Raw genomic sequence first — 25,147 nt, 5'->3', positions numbered from 1 at the left:
TTGAAAATCTCCGTCATCACCGTCGTTTACAATAACCGCGAAACCATTGCCGATGCCATTGAATCGGTGCTGGGGCAGACTTACCACAATGTGGAATTTATAGTTGTTGATGGTCTTTCCACAGATGGCACGGTAGAGGTTATCCAGAACTATAAAAGCCGTATAAGCCGTTTTGTATCAGAAAGAGATGCCGGGCTTTATGATGCTATTAACAAAGGGATTAAGTTGGCTACCGGCGATGTGGTTGGTTTTCTACACTCTGATGATATTTTTTACGGTCCGGATAGTATTAGCCGGGTTGCTGCAGCCTTTTCAGCGCATGATACTGATTGTGTGTATGGTGACTTATTGTATGTGCAAAAGACAGACACAACTAAAGTAGTGCGTAATTGGGTATCGGGTAAGTATAACCGTATAAGCTTTCTGTTTGGATGGATGCCGCCCCACCCTACCTTTTATGTAAAGCGTGAAGTATATCAGCGACTTGGTTTATACAATACCAGTTTTAAAAGCGCTGCCGACTACGAATTGATGTTGCGCTACCTATACAAGCACCAGATCACTGCCAGCTATATTCCGGAAACTTTGGTTAAAATGCGCGTGGGAGGGAAGAGCAATTTAACGTTTAAAAACAGGATAAGAGCCAATCAGGAAGACCAGCAGGCCTGGCTTATTAATGGCTTGAAACCATACTTCTTTACAAGATTACTTAAACCTCTCCGAAAACTGGTTCAGTTTTTCTAAGCAATATTTTCTAATTGAAGATAATTATAGTTCTGGCCTAAGTATAGCATATTGTAATTTCGCAAAAAAAAAGAGCCCTAGAAAATAAATTCTAGGGCTCTTTTTATAACTGCGGTCCGGACGGGACTCGAACCCGCGACCTCCGCCGTGACAGGGCGGCATTCTAACCAACTGAACTACCGGACCAATAATGTGAATTAATAGAGCCGTTTGCTCTTGATGCGATGACCGCAGATAATCTGCGGTCCGGACGGGACTCGAACCCGCGACCTCCGCCGTGACAGGGCGGCATTCTAACCAACTGAACTACCGGACCAATTTGTTTTCCCTAACGCTGTTCGTTAAAGTGATACAAAAGTATAGTGTTAATTTTGATTGTGCAAGTGTTAAGCATATTTTTCACACTATATTTTAGCCATTAAAACATAATTTACTGTGAGCCACTACATTTATTTTTAGCTGCAAGTATATTTTTTATTCTTCCGTACCTGTAATAACATAAACTGTTAAATTTGTAGCTGAATATTAGCGAAGAAAATATGCTTTTAGATTTCGAACAGCCGATTGCCGCCTTGGAAGGCAAACTTCAGGAAATGAAAAAACTGGCTAATGAGAGCCAGGTTGATGTTTCGGAGGCAGTAAAAGCTCTGGAAGAGAAAATAAAGAATCTTAAAAAGGAAACCTACGCCAACCTAACCCGCTGGCAACGTGTGCAACTTTCGCGCCACCCGGACAGACCCTATACCCTGGACTATATAAATGGCATTACCGATAAGTTTGTAGAACTGCATGGCGACCGTACTGTTGGTGATGATAAAGCAATGGTAGGTGGGTTTGGCGAAGTAGAAGGCCGTAGCATTATGTTTATTGGCCAGCAGAAGGGACGTAACACCAAGCAGCGCCAACTACGCAATTTTGGTATGGCTAACCCGGAAGGGTATCGTAAGGCACTTCGCCTGATGAAGATGGCCGAAAAATTCGGGAAGCCTATCGTTACACTGATTGATACGCCTGGTGCATTCCCCGGTTTGGAAGCGGAAGAACGCGGACAAGGTGAGGCTATAGCCCGTAACCTGAAAGAAATGTTCATGTTAAAAGTACCGGTTATCTGTATCATAATAGGGGAAGGCGCATCGGGTGGAGCCTTGGGTATTGCCATCGGCGACCGGGTAATGATGCTGGAAAATACCTGGTATTCAGTTATCTCTCCGGAGTCATGCTCGTCTATACTTTGGCGCAGCTGGAACTATAAGGAGCAGGCTGCTGAGGCATTGAAGCTTACTGCTAAAGATATGCTACAGCATAAGCTTATAGATGGCATCATTAAAGAACCTCTTGGTGGTGCTCATACGGAACCAGACAAGATGATGAAAACCATGAAACGTGAAATCATTAAGTTACTGGATGAACTGGAAGCTTTAGGTACAGAGGATCGTATCATGCAGCGCATCGAGAAATTCTCTGATATGGGCGTTGTATTGGAAAGTTAGAAAATCTGGAAGTTATAAAGTTAGAAAGGTAATAAAGCATCACAGGCTTTGTTACCTTTTTTTGTTTTGATATATTAGCCATAGTTGGCATTTGCACACTTTTACTCTATAGAATGAAAAGTATGTAATTCAAACTTATCATTCGTTAGAATGCATCTCTTTCTAACTTACAAACTTTTTAACTTTCTAACTACTATGAAGCTCCACGTTATCGATACCGGATTTTTTAAACTGGATGGAGGTGCCATGTTTGGCGTTGTACCTAAAACTATCTGGCAACGCTCTAACCCGGCCGATGAGAATAATCTTTGTACCTGGGCGATGCGCTGTCTGCTGATAGAGGACGGAAATAAGTTAGTCTTGATTGATAACGGGATAGGTGATAAGCAGGACGCGCGGTTTTTCAGCCATTACTATTTACATGGCGATGCTACCTTAGTAAGTTCCCTGAAAAAAGCTGGCTTTGCGCCCGAAGATGTTACCGATATGTTCCTGACGCACCTGCACTTTGACCATTGCGGAGGGGGTGTAAGGTACAAAAACGGTTCTGATGCTTTAGAACTTGTTTTCCCGAACGCTACTTACTGGTCAAACGCCGATCACTGGAAATGGGCAACTGAGCCAAACCAACGGGAAAAAGCATCTTTCCTGAAGGAGAATATATTACCTATGCAGGAGAGTGGCCATCTTAAGTTTATTGATCCAACACAACCTTTTCCAGTTCAGCAATTTGATGTGCTGTTTATGGATGGGCATACAGATAAAATGATGTTGCCGGTCATCAACTATAAAGGGCATAAACTTGTTTACATGGCTGATCTGCTCCCATCTGTCGGGCATATACCGTTACCTTACGTAATGGGTTATGACACCAGGCCACTGCTAACGCTAAATGAAAAGGCTGCATTTTTAAACAAAGCAGCTGATGAGCAGTATATACTTTTCTTCGAACACGATGCTACAAACGAATGCTGTACTGTGGAGCATACTGAAAAAGGTGTTCGGTTAAAAGAGACTTTTAGCTTAAGCGAACTATAGATACGTGAAAATAGGATTGGCCCTATCTGGTGGGGGAGCCCGAGGCATTGCGCACCTAGGGGTACTAAAAGCATTTGATGAACTTGGAATTAAGGTTTCGATATTCTCAGGAGTTAGCTCGGGGGCAATAGCCAGCGTTTTTTATGCGGCCGGCTATAAACCCGACGAGATCCTGAAACTGATTAAGGAGCTTAGTGTATTTAAGATCATCCGCCCTGCGTTTGGCAAAATAGGCTTTCTGCATCTTGATGAAGTAGAAAAACTCTACGAAAATTATCTTGGCAAAAACGCCACATTCGAAGATCTTAAGATTCCTGTAGTTATTAGTGCGACAGAGATGAATGAAGGCGTAAGTGTATATTTTTCAACGGGTGAACTGATCAAACCACTTATTGCTTCATCGGCTGTTCCTATATTGTATCATCCTATTTCGTACCAGGGCAAGTTGCTTAATGATGGTGGATTGCTGAATAATATGCCTGTGGATTCCCTGCAGCAGAACTGTGATGTTAAAATTGGGGTGCATGTTAATCCGATTAACCACCAGGCCAAAATTACGACCCTGCGCAGTATGGTTGAGCGCACCGCTCACTTAGCCATCAATAACAACGTTAAAATGCGCCTGCACTTATGTGATTTTCTGATAGAACCGCCCGAACTTAAATATTTCAGGTTAATGAGCTTTCGGAAAGCCGACGAAATATTTGACATTGGCTACCAATACACCATGCATCTCGAGAAACATTTGCGTGAATTAATTTCCAAAGCATAAACTATAGCTGAAGTATAAACTATAGTTATAGCGCTTAAGAAGCCACGTTAAAGTTATGCTTAAATACAATTTAAAGTATAATTCTAACGATAACTTGTGTTTATGTAAGAAATTTACTTGATAAACTGCCATACTTTTTCGCTAATGCTCGTACATATGCTTATTCAAAACACCCTATATAGCATATGAAAAACCTTTTACTTCTATTCCTTTTAGTCCCTTTTATTGCGTTTGCCCAGGAAAACGAAAGTTTTATGTTTAAAGCTAAAGTAAAACATGGCTCTATACTTATCGGGGGCAACATCAGCGGCTTTGCTTATAAAACCACAGATAACCTTTTTACAGCTAATGGAGTGCAGGAAGATGGCCGAAAAATTCAGGCAAATCTGCAGTCTAAAAATGGTTATTTTATTATGAATGATTTTGCGGTTGGCTTAAACCTGAACCTCTTCCATGAGAGTACCAAAGTTACATCTGACCCAGAGCAGGAACCTTTTCGGGAAACTTATTTTATGGGTGGACCTTTTGTGCGTTACTACCTGGATAATGGTGTTTTTGGGGAGGCAGGTGCAAGTGTTGGGAAGCACAATTTCTCTGATGGTTTTCAGTCTAACCTGTTAGAGGGTACAGTAGGAGTGGGGTACGCCTTTTTCTTCAACGAAAAATTTTCGATAGAGCCGCTCTTACTATTCCGTTATTTCCGGCAAACTAAAGATGATCATACCTATTCCAGTTTTGGCCCAATGATAGGAGTAGGGTTCCAGTCTTATTTATTACGCAAACGGGCTAACGTTATTAAGATCGGCTTGTAAAAAAGCTTTATTGTGCGTATTTATACACTTTAATTCTAATCTACTAGGCAGGCTCAACTATAGCATTGCCTAACAGGATGTATAGACACCCACATGATCGCAAAACTTTTATCTAAACTTATTTTCAAGGTTTCCGGCTGGAAACTGAACGGTACACTTACGCCTGAAAACCGCCGATGTGTAATGATTGCTGCTCCGCACACCAGTAACTGGGACTTTATATATGCCCGCGCAGCTTTTTATCTGATGGATGCCCCGATCCGTTATACCATTAAAAAAGAATTTATGCGTTTCCCGTTTGGTGGCTTACTACGCTCAATGGGCGCTCTACCTATAGATAGATCAAAGAATACGAAAATGGTAGATGCCATGATCCGTATTTTTAAAGAAACACCTGGTGATATGTGTGTGATGGTTACACCGGAAGGCACTCGCAAATATCAACCCCGCTGGAGACGCGGCTTTTATTATGTAGCTGAAGGTGCTGGCGTACCCATCGTTTTGGGCTACTTAGACTATGCCAAGAAAGAAGCAGGCATTGGACCAACTATTTACCCCACTGGCGATATTGAAGCAGACCTGGAAAAAATCATGGCTTTTTACCGCACAAAAACAGCCAAGTTTCCGGAGAACGGAGTGAGATAAGTTAGAAAGTTCAGTAGTTTAGAAGTTAGAAAGTGAATATAGAAGCATTACGAGAATTATGCCTTGGCCTGCCAGGCGTAACAGAGGACATTAAGTGGGGCGCTGACCTTTGCTTCCTGGTAGGAGAGAAGATGTTCTGCGTTACCAGTATAGATCCGCCTCATTCGGTTTCATTTAAGGTTACGGACGAGGAGTTTGATGAAATGGTAACCAGGCCAACTATAGTTCCGGCTCCGTATATGGCCCGCAACAAATGGGTGAATGTGCAGGAGTGGAGCGGCCTTACTGATGTGGAGTGGGAAACTTATGTTAAGCTGAGTTATAGTTTGGTTAAAGCGAAACTGCCCAAAAAAATACAGAAAGAGATTGATGCTATAGTTTAAGAACTATAGTTGATGAAATTAAAAAAGGCTCCCGAACTATAGTTCAGGAGCCTTTCTCTTTATAGGAAAACTATAGTTAGGCAATTTGTCTTAAATCAACCGGGATAACTCTCGAGATACCAGCTTCGATCATCGTAATACCATACATCACATCGGTAGAGGCCATGGTTCGTTTGTTGTGTGTTACAACTATAAACTGCGACTCGTTTGAGAAATTGCGGATGATGTTGTTGAACTTGTCAATGTTGGCATCATCCAGCGGGGCATCCACCTCATCAAAAATACAAAACGGCGCCGGTTTCAGCAGGTAGATCGCAAACAGCAACGAAATAGCGGTAAGCGTTTTCTCACCACCCGACAGCTGGTTTATAGTTAACGGACGCTTGCCTTTTGGCTGTGCCATGATCTCGATCTTAGAATCCAACGGGTTGCTTGGGTCCGTTATTACCAGGTCGCAGTTATCTTCATCGGTAAATAGGCTGCGGAACACGCGTATAAAGTTGCCCTTTATCTCGTTGAACGACTCAAGGAATTTCTCTTTCGCTACGGTATCGATCTCGTTTATAGTTTCGATCAGGGTGTTTTTAGCATTTACAAGGTCGTTGCGCTGCGTTGTAATGAAGTTATTACGCTCTTCGATCTCTACGTAAGCCTCGGCGGCCATCGCGTTCACAGGGCCCATCTTATCAATTGTACTGCGTATTCCGGAAATATAGTTGCTCAGCTCATCGGTCGGCATTTCTATAGTTTCGTCGGCAGGTAACTGCAGGTCTGTCGTTTCGATATTGAACTCTACCGCAAGCCTTTCCTGTACCGATACCAGTTTGATCTTGGTGTCGTTCAGGGCCTGCTGCATGCGCATCAACAGTTCATCCGCGTTCTGACGCTTACGTTGCAGTTCACGGATCATTTTGTCCTTCTCATCCAGCTCACCACGCAGACTGAAGTATTTCTTTTCAATTTCTTCCAACTCATAACCAAATTCACGACGGGCCTCCATCATCTGCTCAACTATAGCTTCGTTTTCCTCTATAAAAGTGTTGGCTATAGTTATCTCTTCTTCCGCTTTGGTCATTTCCTGCTTCAGGTTCTCGATGCGCTCCTGGTTTGTTTCAACCGTTTTCTGCTTGTAGCTTATTTCCTGCTGTAAACTGGAGAAACGGTTTTTAAGCTGATGAAACTGGATATTCTCTTGGTTATACATGCCGTTTATCACAGCAATCTGTTCCTGCTGTCGATTCAGCTGTGAGGTATATACAGCCAGTTCTTCTTCCAGGCGCTTCAGTTCCTGCTGGTCTGTTTCCGCAACCGGCGACATTTCCAGGAATAGTTTGCTCAGTTCCTCCTTGCGTTGCAGCAGATCTTCTTTTTTCTGGGTATAGTTGTGGCGGTTTTGCTGGTGCTGCTCGTATTTGATGCGGATCGTTAGCAGTTCCTGCTGTTGTTTGGCTGTTTCGCGCTCCAGTTCCTTAATACGCTCTTTCTGCGACTCGCCTTTATAGTTTAGCAAGATCTGTTGCTGGGCATTTACACGGCTCTGCAGCATATCTGTCTGTTTGATCAAATCTTCTACTTCCTTTGCCAGCTTTTCCAGGTTCTGCTTACGGCCTAAACGGTTTCCATCCAGCACACCCACAGAACCTCCGGATAAACTCAACGGTTTTTTAATAGCTGAGCCATCCTTCAGAAGTATCGTTTTATAGTCGGTGTCATACAGATCCACTTCGTCGCTGATGTACACATTGTTCAGCATGTACTTCAGCAGTTCGCTATACTTCTTGTCTGCTTTTACTACTTCGTAAGCAGCTTTCAGGTCACCTTCGGAGTATGTGCCGGTTGGCTCCAGTTCCTCTATCTCTGAAAGGATAATAAAGTTCGCACGGCCCTTATTATGGCTCTTCAGCAGCTCTACGGCATCCAGGGCATCCTGTAGGTCGTCCACTACAAAAAAGTTCATGTAGGGCTCCAGGTAGCTTTCTATCAGGCCTTTGTAAATTGGCTCGCAAACAATGATATCCGAAAGGAGTGGGGCAGGCTTCTGCCAGTCGCCGGACTGGGCCAGAAACTTAATGGCTTCCGGAAACCCTTCCATGTTCTCGACCAGCGATTTGGTCAGGTTGTACTGGTTTTGTTTTGAATCGCGGGAACGGTTCAGGTCGACAAGCTGCTCTTTAAGCGCCTCAATTTCCTGTTCGGTCTTCTCGATGTTCTGTAGCAGCGTTTCTTCTTTGGCCTGCAGGCTTACCAGTTCAGTGGTTGTATTTTCAAGCTGTTCCTGGGCTTCCTGTAGTTGTTCGGCCAGAAGCTGGGCGTCTTCATCAGCCGTAAGCTGCTGTTGTTCCATGCGCTCCAGGTCGGTAACTATAGCTTGTATCTGCACATTGCTTATTTCCAGTTGTTTGTGGTGCTGGAAAACGGCATTTTGCTTATCGCGGTGCTGTAGGCTCAAATCCTGGAAAGAATCCTGTAGAGTTTGTTTCTGCTCGTTGGCTTCCTGCAGTTGCTCCTTTAATGCCTGTACCTGTTCCTCGGCGGTGCCAAATTGTTCCTGCACACTCTTCAGTTCGTCGCGTAGTTGCCCGATACTTTCCTGTATGTGCTCCACGTTTGAGGAGTCCTGGCTTATCTGCTGGCGTAGCTGCGTAATGCGTTCTTTCAGGAAGGTGCTGCGTTCGGCTTTCAGTTTTATATCATTCTCCAGCTGGCGCAGCTTTGCCGTCTGTACCTGCATGGTTTTCTGCATTTCGCCGAGCTGTTCCTGTGTGCGGTTCAGTTCTTCTTTCTGGTCGGCAATGGCATCTTCAGCTTCTGTTACAGCACCAACATAATCCTCTTTCAGGGCTGTTTCGCGCTGCACGTCCTGCTCCAGACGATCCATAGTTTGCTGGTACTGGCTTATGTTGCGACGGGCAAACTCGAGGCTGTGTTTCTTATAGTCTTCCTTCAACTGGAAATACTTAATCGCCTGTTTTGCCTGGCGTTCCAGCGTTTTCATGTTCTTGCCAATCTCAAACAACACGTCTTCTACGCGCTCCAGGTCGGCATCGGTTTCTTCCAGCTTTTTAAGTGTCTGCTTTTTACGAACACGAAATTTAGAGATACCGGCAGCTTCTTCGAACAACAGTCGGCGCGAGTTTTCCTTATCGTTCAGGATCTCATCCACCATCTTCAGTTCGATGATCGCATAGCTATCCGAGCCAATACCTGTGTCCAGGAAAAGTTCGTTGATATCCTTCAATCGGCATGGCACACCATTCAACAGGTATTCGCTGTCGCCGGAGCGGTGGTAGCGGCGGGTAACCGTAACCTGCGAATATTCGGTTGGCAATACGCCCCGGTTGTTATCGAACGTGATGGATACTTCGGCCATCTGTACCGGCTTGCGGGTTTTGGAGCCGTTAAAAATTACGTTCTCCATTTTGTCGGAGCGCAGGTTACGGGTTTTCTGTTCACCCAGCACCCATCGGATGGCATCTACCACGTTAGACTTGCCGCAACCGTTTGGCCCAACAATCCCTGTTATGCCTTCGTCGAAGTTGATGACCACGCGGTCGCCAAAACTCTTGAAGCCTTTGATCTCTAATCTTGATACTTGCATTCGCTAAAAGCCGAAAATTTTGTATTCCAATCTCAAAAATAAGACTATAATTTAAATATCCTGTCTTACAAAATCAGAGATATTATAGTTCGTAGAGTTGCAAAGGGTGTTTCTCCCAAATTAACTTTCCTTTTTTTGCCATTTCTATCAGTTTCGTATAACCTGATTTTTGATGAAAAGAAGTAGTTGTGTTAAGGTTACGATTGATAAGTAATAGTTTACCTGCAACTAAATCAGTAGTATCTGTCTCAGAATAGGGAGTTAAGGTTAGCTTTTGAACGGGTTTATATTTCAGAAAATAAGTACTGCCATGGAAAAGGTAATCAGGAAGTATGGCAACAATTAGCCCTTCTGTTTTAACTCTTTCCGTCACTACCTTCATTACTTCCTGATGTTCCGGATAATATAATGTTTTGTCTTTTAGCGCAAAGTAAGCGGGCCTTATCAATAGTGCTATTAAAATTGCAGCCATTGCAACGCGAAGCAGATACTCTTTGTAATGCGGTTTTAGATACAAAATGGCCGTATGTAGTGCAAAGTAAAACGCCAGTAAGCCATACACCAGGCTTAGTTTATCTTGCAAATAGATAGCAACAACTAAGAATGCTAAACTATAGCTAGCTGTAAATCTGAGATTAAAAAGTTTGTCCTGAAAACCATAACTAGCAGCAATTGCCAAAGGCGGAAGTAACAAGTTAAACATTCTGGCGTCAAGCTGTACAGGATTGTATATCCTAAGTGATGTTGATGAGAAGCTTAAAATAAGGTAAGCAGTTATAAATAGCCAAAACCAGTATTGCTTCTCTAGAAAAGAATCCTTTTTGAGCGTGTTATTTCCACCCAATGCAAATATCAGCAGTATTAAGGATCCTGTACCCGTAAGTGCACCCAATGGTCCCCAAACCAATCGGTTTAGATAACTTTTACCAGAATTTGTGACATAATTATCGTACCCATTGTTTGCTCTTTCCATTTCGTTGATACGGTAAAAGGCATCACCAGTCTCAATGTAATACCAAGCAAAATAACCAACTATAAGGACTACACTTATAAGGATACTGTACACCCAAAAACTACGTCTAGGCCTTTCACTATCAACTAAATCCTTTACACAGTAAAAGATAAAATATGGAAGCACTATAATAGCAGTTTCCTTTGCTAGGCCGGCGATAAACAGAAAGCTTACAAACAAAAGCGCTTTTACAAAAACATTGGAGTTCAGATTTTGCTTGCCCTTGCGTAACTGGTTATACACTATAGCCGCTGCCAATACAAAAAATGCAACTATGTTATCAGGATACAGGATGTTGATGAAGTAGATAAAATAAAAATTAAGGCCAATTAAGACTGCAGCAAAGGCTGAGTTTAAATTTTCTTGATCAGCAAATTTGTAAACAAGATAGATGCAGGCAATAGTGCACAACAGTGGCCAGAGAGAATAGCTTATTTGGTTTATGCCAAAAAGATAGTAAAATACTGCAGTCGGAATAAAAACGGCAGGGCGATGTATGAAGGTATGCCCATTTTGAGTGATATCGAAGGTGCCTTTAAGAATTCTACTGGCAAAATCACTATAAGATAAATCATCAGAATAGTAAATTCCTTCATGAGCCAGGAAAAAATATAGGATAGCAAATAACAGAACGAACCCAGTAATAAATTTAGAAGTAATGCAATCTTTAATTACTGTCGTAATTTTGGTTAAAGCCATAAGACAAAGATGCAGGATTTATACTATAAAATTGCTATATTTGGTAATACGACGAGCTAATGGAAGATTTTAAGGTTATATTTTACATATTGCTGGCAGTTGGGTATTTCCTGTTTAATTTCTTCCGAAAGAATTTTAAAGAGGATAAGAGCCAGCCCAAGAAGTTCAGGGATGAAAATGAACCGCCTGTGCAGCGCCCAGCACAAAGGCCACCTGTGCCGGTTACGTCTTTCGAGGATATTTTGCGTGAGCTACAGCCAAAAGTAGAACAGGCAAGAACTCAAACCAGGGAAGTTGTTTATGAGCAGCCAGCAAAGTCGGTATATACTTCTGAAGTGGCAAATGTAAGTGCTTATGAGCACAGAGCTCCGGAAGCCATTTCGTTAGAGCAGCGCATGCCAAGACGGCCACCAAATGAGCGTAAAGCCAGTTTTGAGCCCTATACTATAAAACCTACCACCACACTCCGTAAGTTTGACCCGTCTGTTCTTCGTAATCCAGCTACAGCACGTGACGCATTTGTTCTCTCAGAAATATTTAATAGGAAGTATTAGACTATTGATTTAAGGGATTTACCTGATTATTAGTAATTATAAAATCAGTTAAACATTCCAATCACCATTTAGCTGCGGTTCAGACCTGACCCAGACAGACAAAATTCTAACAAACTTACTGTAAACCGCTGCCTTGTGTGAAGGCGAAGGTGATAATGTTGGCCCCCATTTTTAAGGCATCCTGACGTTTATTTTCCGGGTCGTTGTGTACTTCAGCATCTTCCCAGCCATTGCCTAAATCGGTCTCGTAACTATAGAAGCAGACCAGCCGCCCTTCGTGAATGATACCAAAGCCCTGTGGCGGCTTGTTGTCGTGCTCATGTATTTTTGGCAGCCCGTTTTTGAACGTGAATTTCTGCCTGTAAATAGGGTGATCGAAAGGCAGTTCTACAAATTCGTACTCCGGAAACACTTTTTTCATTTCTTTCCGGATATACTTGTCCAGGCCATAGTTATCGTCGATGTGCAGGAAACCGCCACTTAGTAAGTAGTTGCGCAGGTTCTGTGCTTCTGCGTCATAAAAAACTACATTGCCATGGCCGGTCATGTGCACAAATGGATAACTGAAAAGCTCTGGGCTGCCAACTTCCACTACATCTTCATCCGGCTTAATATTCATGTTCAGGTTCTGGTTACAGAACTTTATAAGGTTAGGCAGGGAGGTTTTATTGGCGTACCAGTCGCCACCGCCGTTATACTTAAGTTTGGCAATTTTTAAACTATAGCGCTGTGCCATGGCAGGCATGGTAAGTAAAACTATAAACAGCAGGAGTAGGGTTCGTTTCATAAACTATAGTTGTGGTCTGTCAGTCTAACGCTGTATAGATCTCGTGTAGTACCTGTACCGTATGGCAGGCCACAAGGGCTGCAGTCTCGGTACGTAAACGGCTTTCACCAAGTGTAACCGGGCGAATACCTGCTGCATAGGCAGCCTTAATTTCCTGAGGCGAGAAGTCGCCTTCCGGGCCTATCATAATACAATGTGGTTTATTTACCTGAAAGTAATCCTTAATAGATTTGGTGGCATCATCCTCTAAATGAGCTATAAATGTATCCTCAGGTACTGTTTGTTTTATAAACTTCTGAAAAGGAGTAAGGTCATGCAGCAGGGGCAGGTACCCTTTCTGGGATTGTTTCATAGCGCTGATAGCAATTTTTTCCAGGCGGTCCAGGCGAAGTTGTTTACGTTCGGAATGTTCGCATAAAAGAAAGGTTATTTCACTTACCCCGATCTCTACTGCTTTCTCTACAAACCACTCCATGCGGTCCATATTTTTAGTTGGGGCAACGGCTATGTGCGAAATATAAGGCAACTTGCCATACTCTATTTGCTTATCTATTACCTGTAGCTGGCATTTTTTCTGATTCGCATCCTGTATGATGGCTGTATATAGCCCGCCCATACCATCTACCAGGTAAACCGTGTCGCCCTGCTGCAGGCGCAATACCCGTGTGCAATGCTTCGATTCTTCTTCGTTTAAAGTATAGAATTCTGACTGTATATCCGGCGTATAGAAAAGGTGCACTTTGCTAACTGTTAAAATATTGATGATTAAATGGTTGGCCAGCTATAGTTTACGTATTTGTTTAGCCTGCTACCTATAGTTTAAATCTAAACATAGTAACTATACGAAACTATAAAATTTATTCTGTTACTGGTATAAAAATATAAAAGCCCCGCTACATAAGGCAACGGGGCTTTTAATAATTATAGTTTGTGTTTAGTTAGTAGCAACCTCTACTTGCGGCGCACCAGCTAAAATATCATCGTTAGCATACTCCGCATACTTGCTGAAGTTCTTAACGAATTTAGATGCCAGGTCGCTTGCTTTTGCATCGTACTCTTCCTTGTTCGCCCATGTGTTACGTGGGTTCAGGATCTCAGCAGGTACGTTAGGGCAGCTATCCGGCATTTCTACACCAAAAATAGGGTGTTTCGTGAATGATACATCGTTCAGTTCGCCATTTAACGCAGCCGTGATCATGGCACGGGTATAAGGCAGCTTCATGCGTGAGCCAACGCCGTAAGGTCCACCTGTCCAGCCGGTGTTTACCAGCCACACATTAACGTTGTTCTCTTCCATTTTCTTACCTAGCATTTCGGCATACTTGGTAGGGTGTAGCGGAAGGAACGCAGCGCCAAAGCAAGCAGAGAACGTAGTCTGAGGCTCAGTGATACCAACTTCAGTACCAGCAACTTTAGCAGTGTAGCCAGAAATAAAGTGGTACATGGCCTGGCTGGCATTCAGTTTAGAGATCGGAGGCAATACGCCAAATGCATCAGCCGTAAGGAAGAAGATATTTTTAGGGATATCTGCTCTTGATGGCTCTACAGCATTGTCGATGTGGTTGATAGGGTAGGCGGTACGTGTATTCTCTGTTACAGAGCTGTTAGTATAGTCTACCGTTCTTGTGCCATCGTAGAAGCGCGTGTTCTCAACTATAGCCCCGAAGCGGATAGCATCCCAGATCTGTGGTTCTTTTTCTCTTGTCAGGTCGATAACCTTTGCATAGCAACCACCTTCAAAGTTAAACACGGAGTCAGTTGCCCAGCCATGCTCATCGTCACCGATCAGGCCACGGTTAGGGTCAGCAGATAGCGTAGTTTTACCAGTTCCTGATAAGCCAAAGAAAATAGCCGTGTCACCATCTTTGCCAACGTTGGCAGAGCAGTGCATCGATAATGTATTCTTTTCGTGCGGAAGGATATAGTTCAGCACACCGAAGATGCCTTTCTTCATCTCGCCTGCATAACCAGTACCACCGATCAAAATCATGTTTTTGGTGAAGTTGATGATTGCGAAGTTTGACTGACGCGTGCCATCTACTTCAGGGTCTGCCTGGAATTCAGGGGCGCAGATGATGGTAAATTCAGGGGTGTGGTTGGCTAATTCTTCTTGCGTAAGGCGCAGGAACATGTTGTTGCAGAAAAGGTTCTGCCATGCCTGGGTGTTAACTATACGAAGGTTTAAGCGGTAATCAGGGTGCGCGCCTGCGTAGGCATCGCGTACATAAAGCTTTTTATCTTTCAGAAAATCAACCATTTTGGCTTGCAACTGGTCAAATTTCTCCGGATCAAAAGCGATATTGATATCACCCCACCAAACAGAGTCTTCTGTTTTTGCGTCTTTTACTACGAAACGGTCTTTAGGGGAACGACCGGTAAATTTACCTGTATCGCACATCAATGCACCGGCATCGGTCAGGTACCCTTCGCCATTTTTGATGGCTTCTTCCACCAGCTCAGCCGGGCTCAGGTTCCAAAGCACTTCTTTCGCCTCTTTAATTCCTAAGCTGTCTAAACCTACTGCATTAGATTTATGTCCAGATTCTTTCATTTGAAATTTATTGGGTTTATTAAAATAAGGTGATGTTTAATAACTAATTGCAAGACAAAAATATGAAAAATAATATATCTAAATAAGGGTACGTGTATTTAAATCGTACGGATATCAAACTTCTACTATATAACGTAAAATATTTGTCAGTTTGTGTCTAAACCTATATATTTACCTTCTTTGTATGCCGAAAAATGATATCAATAACTAACAATCAACTAACCTAAATCTATGTCTGTTAACCTACAACACCCTGATGCTGCGGTGGATAAAGAGAATCTAAAGCATCCGAAAGGGCTGTACCTGTTATTCTTTACAGAGTTATGGGAGCGCTTCAGCTATTACGGAATGCGTGGCCTTTTAATGCTATACCTTACGAAAACTGCCTTAGAAGGTGGTTTAGGCTATAGTGTGGCTGACGCTGCTTTAATTTACGGATACTTTACCGGCTTCGTATATTTTACGCCTATTATTGGCGGTTGGTTGGCTGATAAATTCCTTGGTCACCGCCGTGCTATCCTGATTGGTGGGGTACTGATGGCACTTGGCCAGTTCAGTTTATTCTCGACACCTTATATAGGAGTGGAGATGACCTACCTTGGGCTGTTACTGTTAATCATCGGTAATGGTTTCTTTAAACCGAATATTTCTTCAATAGTTGGTAACCTGTACGCACAAGGCGATCCGCGTCGAGACTCAGCGTTCACAATCTTTTACATGGGTATTAACATCGGTGCATTTTTCGCGCCGTTAGTTTGCGGTTACCTGGCCGAGGATTATTTTGCTACCAAAGCAGTAGTAAATGGTGTGGAGACGGTAACTAACTATGGTTTCCAGTATGGTTTCCTGGCTGCCGGTATCGGTATGGTTATCGGCCAGATCGTATTTAACACACTTGGCCCTAAATTGCTTGGTGATCTGGGCCTTAAGCCTGTTAAAGCTGAGACAAATTCTTCCGGTGAAGCTGTAAAGAAAGACAAACTTACAAAAGAAGAGATCGACCGCGTATCAGTTATCTTTATCATCTCTGTATTTGTGATCTTCTTCTGGGCTGGTTTTGAGCAGGCTGGTAGCTCCCTTACTGTTTACACTGACAAGTACATTGATCGTGAAGTTTTCGGTTACCTTATACCAACTTCCTGGTTCCAGTCTGTTAACCCGTTATTTATAGTTGCTTTTGCTCCGTTAACGGCCCAGGTTTGGTTATACTTAGCTAAACGTGGCAAAGACCTTAGTATTCCAACCAAAATGGGTCTGGGTATGATCCTGCTGGGTGTTGGTTTCTTCTTTATGGTTGGTGCTGTTATGCAGCGCGGCGGCGTTGAAGATGAAACTGTAAAGGCAAGCATTTTGTGGTTGCTGGCAACATACTTCTTCCATACCATTGGTGAGCTTTGCCTTTCTCCGATCGGCCTATCTATGGTAACGCGCCTGGCGCCAGTTACGCTGGTATCGATGCTGATGGGTGTGTGGTTCCTGGCTCCGTTCGTGGCCCAGATTGCAGGTGGTTACATTGCTTCTTATGTAGAAGAACTTGGTGCCTTAACCATTTTCTCTGCTATAGGCGGTTTTGTTATCCTGGCTGGTTTGATACTAATAGCACTTACCCGCAAACTGATGTACATGATGCACGGCCGCGGCTAAGCTTTATTAACAAATATTTTTAAAAAAGGCCCTGTTATTTTTAACAGGGCCTTTTTTATGTTATAAAATTTATATTTTTGTGATGACACATTATTGGCCTGTAGTTGCTTAACGATCAGGTGTTTATATATGTATTTGCTTATACTTTAAAAATTATCTTATAGCCAAAACTTTACACTTTTAGCCCATGTTTTCTTTATCCCGAAAGTGGCAGCTATGGGCTGTGCTTTCAGTTATTGCCCTGTCTGGCTGCCAGACTGCTACGGTTACGCCTGCTCCTGTACCAGAAGAAATTAAGCCTGTAGTTTATACTATAAAAAAAGGACAGCACGACTCAAACGCTCCGTTCCAGATCCGAAATGTAAGCTCGCTTAAGTTTGAAGCTACCTTTAATGCTTCCGCTATGTATGAAACAGCTGTAAAGGAAAACCAGGCCGACATTAATAAACTATACGGCGTAGCCGATTGTCATACAGACCACCATACGAACAGTGTGCGTTTTGGCTGGCGCTGGTTTAATGATCAGCTGGAGATCCATGCCTATACTTACCGGAACAAGGAAAGGCAATCGAAACTGCTAGGAGTGGTGGAGCTAAACAAAACCTATACTTACGAGATCGTACTGGCAGATAACAAGTATATCTTTAAACTGAACGGAGAGACGGTTGAACTGCCTCGTAACTGTAACGGAAAAGGAGAGGGTTACCAACTTTACCCATACTTCGGCGGGGATGAAGTAGCCCCACATGATGTAACTATAGCTATTCGGGAGTTAGAAAGTTAGAATGTTTGGAAGTTTGAAAGTTAGAAAGGTGTGAAGACCTCACAGCGTCTTACAGACCTGTGAGTGTCTTTCTTGAGAAAGACTATATAGAATCTTATCATCCATCCAAAACCTGTAGTTTCATTCTAACTCTAATCAAACATACCTGATCCTAAAATCACTTAATCTTAAAAATCATAGTTCAGGCTAATCCTGTATATCTTTTCAAATCCAGTAAATCCTGATTCAGACAAAAACAAAAAAGCCCTTGCAACTTTGGCTGCAAGGGCTTCTAAATTTATACTATGGGAATGTTCGGATTACATCATGCCGCCCATACCGCCCATGCCACCTGGCATGCCGCCGCCCATAGGAGCACCTTCTTCAGCTGGCTCTTCAGATACTACACATTCTGTAGTAAGAAGTAAACCAGAGATAGAAGCAGCGTTCTCTAAAGCAAGACGTGTAACCTTAGTTGGATCGATGATACCAGCTGCGAACATGTTCTCATACTTGTCATCACGGGCGTTGTAACCGTAGTCAGCTTTACCTTCGCGTACCGCCTGAACAACTACAGAACCTTCGCCACCTGCGTTAGAAACTATTGTTCTAAGTGGAGCCTCCAGTGCAGTTTTGATGATTTGAACACCAGTCTGCTCGTCAGCATTGTAAACGTCTACGTTATCAAGCGCTGCGATAGCACGGATAAGCGCAACACCACCACCAGCTACGATACCTTCTTCAACGGCAGCACGAGTAGCGTGCAATGCATCGTCAACGCGGTCTTTCTTCTCTTTCATCTCAACCTCCGTAGAAGCACCGATGTAAAGGATGGCAACACCACCAGAAAGCTTCGCTAAACGCTCCTGAAGTTTTTCTCTGTCGTAGTCAGACGTAGTAGATTCCATCTGAGACTTGATCTGGTTAACACGCGCTACGATATCATCTTTCTGTCCACCACCATTAACGATAGTAGTGTTGTCTTTGTCGATGATCACTTTCTCAGCCTTACCAAGATACTCCAAGGTAGCATTCTCTAACTTGTAACCGCGCTCTTCAGAGATAACAGTACCACCAGTCAGGATAGCTATATCTTCCAGCATAGCTTTTCTTCTATCGCCAAAGCCAGGAGCTTTAACAGCAGCAATTTTAAGCGAGCCACGCAGTTTGTTTACTACCAGGGTAGCAAGTGCTTCGCCGTCTACATCTTCTGCTACTATAACAAGGCCTTTACCAGTCTGAACAACCTGCTCTAATACCGGCAGAAGCTCCTTCATAGTAGAAACTTTCTTGTCATAGATCAGGATGAACGGGTTATCAAAGTCAGCTTCCATTTTCTCCGCGTTTGTAACGAAGTATGGAGACAGGTAACCACGGTCAAACTGCATACCTTCTACAGTTTTAACTTCTGTTTCAGTACCTTTTGCTTCTTCAACAGTAATTACACCGTCTTTACCAACTTTATCCATTGCATCAGCAATCATTTTACCGATCTCAGCATCGTTGTTGGCAGAGATTGTACCTACCTGAGCAATTTCAGATGAGTTCTCGATCTTTTTAGACTGCGCGCGCAGGTTCTCAACTACTACGTCAACCGCTTTGTCGATACCGCGTTTCAGGTCCATTGGGTTAGCACCAGCTGCTACGTTCTTGATACCGGCAGTGTAAATAGCCTGAGCCAGTACAGTTGCAGTAGTAGTACCATCACCAGCCTGGTCAGCAGTTTTAGAAGCAACTTCTTTTACTAACTGCGCACCCATGTTCTCGATAGCGTCTTTCAGTTCGATCTCTTTTGCAACCGAAACACCATCCTTGGTAATAGTAGGTGCACCAAATTTCTTGTCAATGATTACGTTACGGCCTTTAGGACCCAAAGTAACTTTTACAGCATTCGCCAGTTTGTCTACACCGGCTTTAATTTTGCCACGTGCGTCGGCATCAAATGTGATGTTCTTAGCCATAGTTATATATGATCTGTTTTAGTTTAACGGATTAGATTAGATTAAAGAACTGCCAGGATATCTGACTCGCGCATGATTAGGTAATCACCGCCATCAATTGAGATCTCAGTACCGGCATACTTGCCATACAACACCTGGTCGCCTACTTTAACTTGTGGCTGCATTAAGGTACCTTGCTCAGATACTTTGCCTTCGCCAACGGCTACTACCTCACCACGTTGTGGTTTTTCTTTAGCAGTGTCCGGAATGATGATACCAGACTTCGTTTTTTCTTCTGCTGCAGCAGGAGCTACAATTACTCTGTCTGCTAATGGTTTAATGCTGATTGACATAGTTTGTTATTGTTATTAGTTTTTATAGTTGAAATTAAACTGTGAAACTATAGCTTACTTATCATTTCCTGTGCCAAGCCGCTTATAACTATAGTTTAAGCCAATTTTACAGGCTTACAACCTGCCACATCTGACAATTTTGTCATTTTCTGACAGACACAGGAACTAATTTGGTGAAACGCTACAGGTAAGTGGCAGACATCGGAAATAAAAAAGCCAACCTTATGCAGGTTGGCTTACTTATAATGTAGGAATATAGTTTCCTGTTATTTCTTAGTTGCTGTATCAACCATGGCCGGAATATCGGCAGCATCTGGTATGGCAGCAGTTGTATCTGTTGTTGAACCTGGCAATGTAGCAGGAGCAGCACCCGGAACCTGCGACTGACGTGCACGCTCTTCGTTAATGCTTCTGGCACCAGTAGTTTCGTTTGAAGAACCTACCATGGTATGTGTAGCCAGTGTTAAAACTACCAGGGCAATTGCAAAACCCCAGGTCAATTTTTCAAGAAGGTCACCAGTACGTTTTACACCCATTAACTGGCTGGTGCTGCCGCCAAACTGGCTTGATAGCCCGCCTCCTTTAGGATTTTGTGCTAGCACAACCAAAATAAGCAACACGCAAATGAAAACGATAATACTGATAAGGGCGATGTACATCTTAGTTTATGTTTTGTAATTTTTCTATCTGTTCAGCAAAGTAACTCTTTTTTTCCGGATTTTTCAAAATGAGTTGCTCATATATTTTAATGGCTTTTTTAACTTTCCCTTGCTTTAAGAAGATATTAGCCAGATTTTCGGAGGCCATGCCTTTCTTTATCTTAGAGCTTTTAAGCGAAAGGTCTTCCTGCGGCTCTTCTTTCAGCTTAAAGTTTGCCATGGTTTTCAGCCTTGGGTTCAGTTTCAGGAACTGGTCTATAATATCGAGTTGCTCACTTAATATATTGGCCGTAGGCTGAATGGCTTTCTCCAGTTCGTGGGTCTTGTTATACTCCAGTATCAGTTCCGGATGGAAGGCGTAAGGCTTTGGTCGGGTGTAATCGTTCTTTAGCTGCAGCACTTCGCCCATTCTGCTGGAGCCCATCCAGTAACCCAAAGCATCTTCGGCGTACATGCGGTCGATCTCGCTGAAGTTATAGTTTACTTCGGCGTCCTCCGGGTTCGTTTCAGCCACAACCTCCGCTTTCTCAAATTCTGGAAGTGCAGCCGCCGGTGAAGTAGGCTCAACAACTATAGTTTCAGCTTGGGCTATAGTTTCAGGTTCTTGTTCAAGTTCTAATAAGGCGGCTTCGGTTTCACTAACTATAGTTACGCTGGCTGGCATTTCAACTGTCTCGGCTTGCGCAGTAACATCTGGCGCTTGCGAAAGCAGGTCAGTAAATGAGGAGTTAAGGCTGCTAATAGTTAACAGGTCGCTCAGTTCATCATCCGAAGTAGCAATCTGTTGTTTAGTAACTATAGTTGCAATAGTGTCAGCGTCGTGTTCTATCTGCTCTTCATCAGAGATACTTTCTACTTCATCAACCGCAGGTTCATTACCTATTGTTTCTGTTGCATCTGCTATAGTTGGCACTTCAATCGCAGCAGGAGTAGTAACTGTAGTTTCAGGTGATTCCTCTGCGGCTATAGTTTCCTCAACAATAATATCAGGCTGCGCTATCGTTGCTACTTCATTTTCCGGAACTATAGTTTGTGGAGCTTCTACTGCAGTTTCATCAAACTCGGGCGCAGGTGCCGGCGATGTATAAATTACCCGTTTCAGCAGTTGCCTGTCGGTTGCATAAGAGGCTGCGCGGCGCAAACGCTGGGTAGAGAGCATACTTCCCTTGTCGTAAGCAGATTTAGCCAGGAGCAAATGGGCCGTCTGGCAGTAGGGGAAGGCAAGTGCTACCTTTTCTAGTTCTGCTGTTTGCTGGTCCGTAATGCTCGACGCTTTCTGTATCAGTTCAAGAAAAGCTGATTTATTCATGGTATGCGCTATACTTAAAGGGCTTGTACTTACCAGTTTGCAACTGTTTTGTTAAACACATCCGTTACCAGGCGCTCTGTAAGCTGGTCAATAAATGCTGGCGATAACTGTGTTACATCCTGATCTTCCGGGAAATCCTGGGAAATGGAGAATAACTGGTCGAAGCTTTCATCCGGGTTCTTAGTATTGGTGAAGCGCACCTGTACGCCCAATGTAAGGCGGTTTAAGGCAGCACGGTCTATTTCCCCATCGCGTTGTATGGCAGCCGGCGAAACAGTAAAGCTCACAATCTGGCCCTCCAGTTGCAGGTCGCCTTCCTGTTGCAAAAGGGTAAGGTTGGTGTTACGGCGGTAATAATTCTTGAAATTGTTGGTAACCAGCTGTGTTAAGTTAGCCGGGCCTTCACCGGTCGGGTTCTCAAAGTTCTGGATAGAAATAGTTTTGATATCCGGGGAAATAGTAGTGCCGGTAAAAGAATAAACACCGCAGCCGCTAACTATAAAAAGCAGCGAAAGCAGGGCCAACATATAATTTTTAAGTAAGCTATTCTTCAATTTCATACTGTTTCAGTTTTCTGTACAGTGTTCGTTCGGATATGCCAAGATCCTGGGCAGCGTATTTGCGCTTGTTGTTGTGCTTTTTAAGCGCTTTCACGATCAGTTCCTTTTCCTTATCTTCTAAAGATAGGCTTTCTTCGGCATTTTCGTGTTGGATGTCTTCTATTTTTTGATCTTCGTACTCATGCGGCTGTGCCTGCTTCATAGGCAGGTAAAAGCCATCCATCTGCTCTTGCGAAGGGTACGGACGCGCGGCTTCGTAATGACCACCGATGTTTTCGAAAAGATGGCTGTGCTCTTTTAACAGGTCGGTTTCAACGGGCTGCTGTGTCAGCATTTCAAAAACCAGCTTTTTCAGGTCCGATACGTCGCGGCGCATATCAAACAGCACTTTGTAAAGTATATCACGTTCCGAGAATGGCTGGTCGGCTGCCTTTTCGCTTTGCAGCAAAGCAGGCACATGGCTGGCCTGCTCACGCGGCAAATAACGTTTCATTGTCTCGGCATCAATCTCGCGCTCGTACTCCAAAACTGATATCTGCTCTACAATATTTTTAAGCTGGCGTATGTTACCCGGAAATCGGAAATCAAGCAATACATGAATTGCCTCCGGTGTTAGCGTTATCGGTTTTACCCGATACTTCTCCGAAAAATCGCTGGCAAACTTCCGGAACAGCAAATAAATATCTTCACCGCGCTCGCGCAAAGCCGGCACTGTAATCGGAACAGTATTTAATCTATAGTATAGGTCTTCTCTAAAACGGCCTTTTTCTACCGCATTAAGCAGATTTACGTTGGTAGCAGCCACCACGCGCACATCTGTTTTCTGTACTTTAGACGAGCCTACTTTTATAAACTCACCGTTTTCCAGTACGCGCAGCAGGCGGGCCTGCGTCCCAAGAGGCATTTCACCTATCTCATCCAGGAAAATAGTGCCACCATCCGTAACTTCAAAATAACCTTTGCGTGTATCGTGCGCACCCGTAAAAGACCCTTTTTCGTGACCGAAAAGTTCAGAATCTATAGTTCCTTCGGGTATGGCGCCACAGTTAATAGCTATAAACTGACCATGTTTGCGCGGGCTCAGCTGATGAATGATCTTAGAGAAAGATTCTTTACCGCTACCGCTTTCGCCTGTTATCAGCACCGTCATTTCGGTAGGAGCTACCTGCGCGGCTATTTGTATAGCATGGTTCAGCAATGGCGAGTTACCAATGATCCCAAATCGCTGTTTTATACTTTGAATATCGATGTTGCGCATTTTTTTAGATTTGAAGATTAGATGAGTTGGAAATTTGAAGATGAATCATGTGAAGACTTTTTCAAATCTCCACATCTCCAAATCTCCAAATCTAATCCACCGCTTCCCCGAACAGGGTACCTACGCTGCAGTCGTGTACCAGCACGTTCACGTAGTCGCCTTTTTTGTAATGTTTCTTGTAGAAGATCACTACTTTATTCTGGTCGTTGCGGCCACTCAGTTGGTCTTCTGATTTCTTGGATGGTCCTTCTACTAACACCTTATGCACCTTACCAATATCGCGCTTGTTGCGGGCCAGGGATGTTTCGCGTTGTTTGTTAATGATCTCGTCTAGGCGGCGTTTCTTCACTTCCAGCGGAATATCGTCTTCCAGTTTGCGGGCTGCTAGTGTACCCGGACGCTCTGAATAAAAGAACATGTACGAGTAGTCATACTGTACATAATCCATCAGGCTCAAGGTGTCCTGGTGCTCTTCTTCGGTCTCGGTACAGAAACCAGCGATCATATCAGAAGAAATACCGCAGTCTTCGCCCAGAATTGCACGAATGGCATCTACACGGTTTATATACCAGTCGCGGTCGTAGGTACGGTTCATCAGTTCCAGCACGCGCGAGTTACCGCTTTGTGCTGGCAGGTGTATGTATTTACAGATGTTGTCGTACTTCTTCATAGTATAAAGCACTTCATCGGTAATATCTTTCGGGTGCGAAGTAGAGAAGCGAACACGCAAGTCAGGAGACAATAAGGCCACCATTTCCAACAATTGTGCGAAGTTCACTGATTCTGTTCCATCTTCCGAAGCCCATTTATAGGAGTCCACGTTCTGGCCCAGCAGCGTTACTTCTTTATAACCTTGTGCAACCAGGGCTTCTGCTTCGCGAACTATAGAATGTGCATCGCGTGAACGCTCACGGCCACGGGTAAACGGTACCACGCAGAACGAGCACATGTTATCACAACCACGCATGATCGATATAAAGGCACTTACTCCGTTGCTGTTCAAACGGATAGGGTTAATGTCGGCATACGTTTCCTCACGTGAAAGCAGTACGTTCACCGCTTTCTGACCACCATCCACTTCATTAATCAGGTTTGGCAGGTCGCGGTAGGCATCTGGGCCAACTACCAGGTCTACGATCTTTTCTTCTTCCAGCAACGACTTCTTCAGGCGCTCAGCCATACAACCCAGAATACCAACCATCATTGCCGGTTTCTTCTTCTTGAAATGGTTGATCTGGCCTAAGCGGTTACGCACGGTCTGTTCGGCTTTCTCCCGGATAGAGCAGGTATTCAGGAACACAAGATCAGCCTGCGCAATATCGGCAGTGGTATCAAAACCCTGCTCAAACATAATCGACGACACGATCTCGCTATCCGAGAAGTTCATGGCGCAACCATAGCTTTCGATGTAAAGTTTGCGGGAGCGGCCCGTGTTATTTTCTTTCGTAACGTGCGTATCACAGGAAGGCGCAGCAGTTGCCTGCTCCGGTGTGCGATTATCTATAAAGTCAAGATCAAGGATTGGATTCATGCTAAAAACTCTTTGAGCTACAAATATACTACATTCCGTTTTAAA

At 43.7% G+C, this 25,147-nt stretch carries 22 protein-coding genes and 2 tRNA genes; 10 read left to right on the top strand and 14 right to left on the bottom strand.

The genetic code is table 11. The annotated features are described in order from the left end of the window. Complete coding sequence (locus GWO68_RS01155) at positions 1-744, top strand: glycosyltransferase family 2 protein (protein WP_162344557.1); 744 nt, start codon at positions 1-3, stop codon at positions 742-744. 112 nt (positions 745-856) lie between these two features. On the opposite strand, the gene GWO68_RS01150 is transcribed toward GWO68_RS01155, so the two are convergent. Together GWO68_RS01150 and GWO68_RS01145 are read right to left on the bottom strand one after the other, a co-directional pair. Beyond that, positions 857-930 (bottom strand) — tRNA-Asp (locus GWO68_RS01150). Between the two features lie 56 nt (positions 931-986). After that, positions 987-1,060, bottom strand: a tRNA-Asp gene (locus GWO68_RS01145). 223 nt (positions 1,061-1,283) lie between these two features. Here GWO68_RS01145 and GWO68_RS01140 point away from each other — a divergent pair. The 6 genes from GWO68_RS01140 to GWO68_RS01115 all read left to right on the top strand — a co-directional run bounded on the left by GWO68_RS01140 (position 1,284) and on the right by GWO68_RS01115 (position 5,884). Continuing rightward, complete coding sequence (locus GWO68_RS01140; RefSeq protein ID WP_162344556.1) at positions 1,284-2,234, top strand: acetyl-CoA carboxylase carboxyltransferase subunit alpha; 951 nt, start codon at positions 1,284-1,286, stop codon at positions 2,232-2,234. Between the two features lie 195 nt (positions 2,235-2,429). Then, positions 2,430-3,272, top strand: coding sequence for an MBL fold metallo-hydrolase (locus tag GWO68_RS01135; RefSeq protein WP_162344555.1), 843 nt, complete (start codon positions 2,430-2,432; stop codon positions 3,270-3,272). A 4-nt stretch (positions 3,273-3,276) separates the two neighbouring features. After that, positions 3,277-4,044 (top strand): patatin-like phospholipase family protein, encoded by a 768-nt coding sequence (locus GWO68_RS01130; protein ID WP_162344554.1) that lies wholly within the window; start codon positions 3,277-3,279, stop codon positions 4,042-4,044. 185 nt (positions 4,045-4,229) lie between these two features. Continuing rightward, positions 4,230-4,856 carry an autotransporter domain-containing protein gene (locus GWO68_RS01125; RefSeq protein ID WP_162344553.1) on the top strand — a complete coding sequence of 209 codons (627 nt, stop codon included), beginning with the start codon at positions 4,230-4,232 and terminating at the stop codon, positions 4,854-4,856. Positions 4,857-4,949: 93 nt separating this feature from the next. After that, a complete protein-coding gene (locus GWO68_RS01120; protein ID WP_162344552.1) occupies positions 4,950-5,501 on the top strand; it encodes a 1-acyl-sn-glycerol-3-phosphate acyltransferase in 552 nt (183 codons plus the stop codon). A gap of 32 nt (positions 5,502-5,533) precedes the next feature. After that, positions 5,534-5,884 (top strand): MmcQ/YjbR family DNA-binding protein, encoded by a 351-nt coding sequence (locus GWO68_RS01115; protein ID WP_162344551.1) that lies wholly within the window; start codon positions 5,534-5,536, stop codon positions 5,882-5,884. A gap of 76 nt (positions 5,885-5,960) precedes the next feature. Here the strand turns inward: GWO68_RS01115 and smc are convergent, their stop codons facing one another. Together smc and GWO68_RS01105 are read right to left on the bottom strand one after the other, a co-directional pair. Next, positions 5,961-9,482 carry a chromosome segregation protein SMC gene (gene smc, locus GWO68_RS01110; protein ID WP_162344550.1) on the bottom strand — a complete coding sequence of 1,174 codons (3,522 nt, stop codon included), beginning with the start codon at positions 9,480-9,482 and terminating at the stop codon, positions 5,961-5,963. 82 nt (positions 9,483-9,564) lie between these two features. After that, positions 9,565-11,193 carry an ArnT family glycosyltransferase gene (locus tag GWO68_RS01105; protein ID WP_162344549.1) on the bottom strand — a complete coding sequence of 543 codons (1,629 nt, stop codon included), beginning with the start codon at positions 11,191-11,193 and terminating at the stop codon, positions 9,565-9,567. A gap of 59 nt (positions 11,194-11,252) precedes the next feature. On the opposite strand from GWO68_RS01105, the gene GWO68_RS01100 reads away from it, so the two are divergent. Then, complete coding sequence (locus GWO68_RS01100) at positions 11,253-11,747, top strand: hypothetical protein (RefSeq protein WP_162344548.1); 495 nt, start codon at positions 11,253-11,255, stop codon at positions 11,745-11,747. Between the two features lie 115 nt (positions 11,748-11,862). On the opposite strand, the gene GWO68_RS01095 is transcribed toward GWO68_RS01100, so the two are convergent. From GWO68_RS01095 to pckA, 3 genes are all read right to left on the bottom strand, one after another. Further along, complete coding sequence (locus GWO68_RS01095; RefSeq protein ID WP_162344547.1) at positions 11,863-12,534, bottom strand: DUF4159 domain-containing protein; 672 nt, start codon at positions 12,532-12,534, stop codon at positions 11,863-11,865. A gap of 19 nt (positions 12,535-12,553) precedes the next feature. Beyond that, entirely contained in the window at positions 12,554-13,273 is a 720-nt protein-coding gene (locus GWO68_RS01090; protein WP_162344546.1) for a 16S rRNA (uracil(1498)-N(3))-methyltransferase, read from the bottom strand. Positions 13,274-13,468: 195 nt separating this feature from the next. Continuing rightward, a complete protein-coding gene (gene pckA, locus GWO68_RS01085; RefSeq protein ID WP_162344545.1) occupies positions 13,469-15,085 on the bottom strand; it encodes a phosphoenolpyruvate carboxykinase (ATP) in 1,617 nt (538 codons plus the stop codon). A 231-nt stretch (positions 15,086-15,316) separates the two neighbouring features. Here pckA and GWO68_RS01080 point away from each other — a divergent pair, with 231 nt between their 5' ends. Together GWO68_RS01080 and GWO68_RS01075 are read left to right on the top strand one after the other, a co-directional pair. Further along, on the top strand, positions 15,317-16,729 hold the full coding sequence (locus GWO68_RS01080; RefSeq protein WP_162344544.1) for a peptide MFS transporter: 1,413 nt from the start codon (positions 15,317-15,319) through the stop codon (positions 16,727-16,729). Between the two features lie 187 nt (positions 16,730-16,916). Then, positions 16,917-17,513, top strand: a complete 597-nt coding sequence (locus tag GWO68_RS01075) for a hypothetical protein (RefSeq protein ID WP_235941888.1) — start codon at positions 16,917-16,919, stop codon at positions 17,511-17,513. A gap of 299 nt (positions 17,514-17,812) precedes the next feature. Here GWO68_RS01075 and groL read toward each other — a convergent pair whose 3' ends face one another. The 7 genes from groL to miaB all read right to left on the bottom strand — a co-directional run bounded on the left by groL (position 17,813) and on the right by miaB (position 25,102). Further along, positions 17,813-19,453 carry a chaperonin GroEL gene (gene groL / locus GWO68_RS01070; protein ID WP_162344543.1) on the bottom strand — a complete coding sequence of 547 codons (1,641 nt, stop codon included), beginning with the start codon at positions 19,451-19,453 and terminating at the stop codon, positions 17,813-17,815. A 41-nt stretch (positions 19,454-19,494) separates the two neighbouring features. Continuing rightward, positions 19,495-19,785: a co-chaperone GroES gene (gene groES / locus GWO68_RS01065; protein WP_199111582.1), complete on the bottom strand. Its 291-nt coding sequence runs from the start codon at positions 19,783-19,785 to the stop codon at positions 19,495-19,497. Positions 19,786-20,051: 266 nt separating this feature from the next. Then, on the bottom strand, positions 20,052-20,444 hold the full coding sequence (gene secG, locus GWO68_RS01060; RefSeq protein ID WP_162344542.1) for a preprotein translocase subunit SecG: 393 nt from the start codon (positions 20,442-20,444) through the stop codon (positions 20,052-20,054). A 1-nt stretch (position 20,445) separates the two neighbouring features. Then, positions 20,446-21,753, bottom strand: a complete 1,308-nt coding sequence (locus GWO68_RS01055) for a tetratricopeptide repeat protein (protein ID WP_162344541.1) — start codon at positions 21,751-21,753, stop codon at positions 20,446-20,448. Positions 21,754-21,782: 29 nt separating this feature from the next. After that, entirely contained in the window at positions 21,783-22,313 is a 531-nt protein-coding gene (gene lptE / locus GWO68_RS01050) for an LPS assembly lipoprotein LptE (RefSeq protein ID WP_162344540.1), read from the bottom strand. Continuing rightward, entirely contained in the window at positions 22,297-23,571 is a 1,275-nt protein-coding gene (locus GWO68_RS01045) for a sigma-54 interaction domain-containing protein (protein WP_162344539.1), read from the bottom strand. The genes lptE and GWO68_RS01045 overlap by 17 nt, the downstream gene beginning before the upstream one ends. A gap of 91 nt (positions 23,572-23,662) precedes the next feature. After that, a complete protein-coding gene (miaB, locus tag GWO68_RS01040) occupies positions 23,663-25,102 on the bottom strand; it encodes a tRNA (N6-isopentenyl adenosine(37)-C2)-methylthiotransferase MiaB (protein WP_162344538.1) in 1,440 nt (479 codons plus the stop codon). Positions 25,103-25,147 lie beyond the last annotated feature (45 nt).

Origin of the sequence: Pontibacter fetidus (genome assembly GCF_010119545.1) — a bacterium.
GTDB classification, from domain to species: domain Bacteria; phylum Bacteroidota; class Bacteroidia; order Cytophagales; family Hymenobacteraceae; genus Pontibacter; species Pontibacter fetidus.
This window is presented reverse-complemented; position numbering and strand designations above follow the sequence as displayed.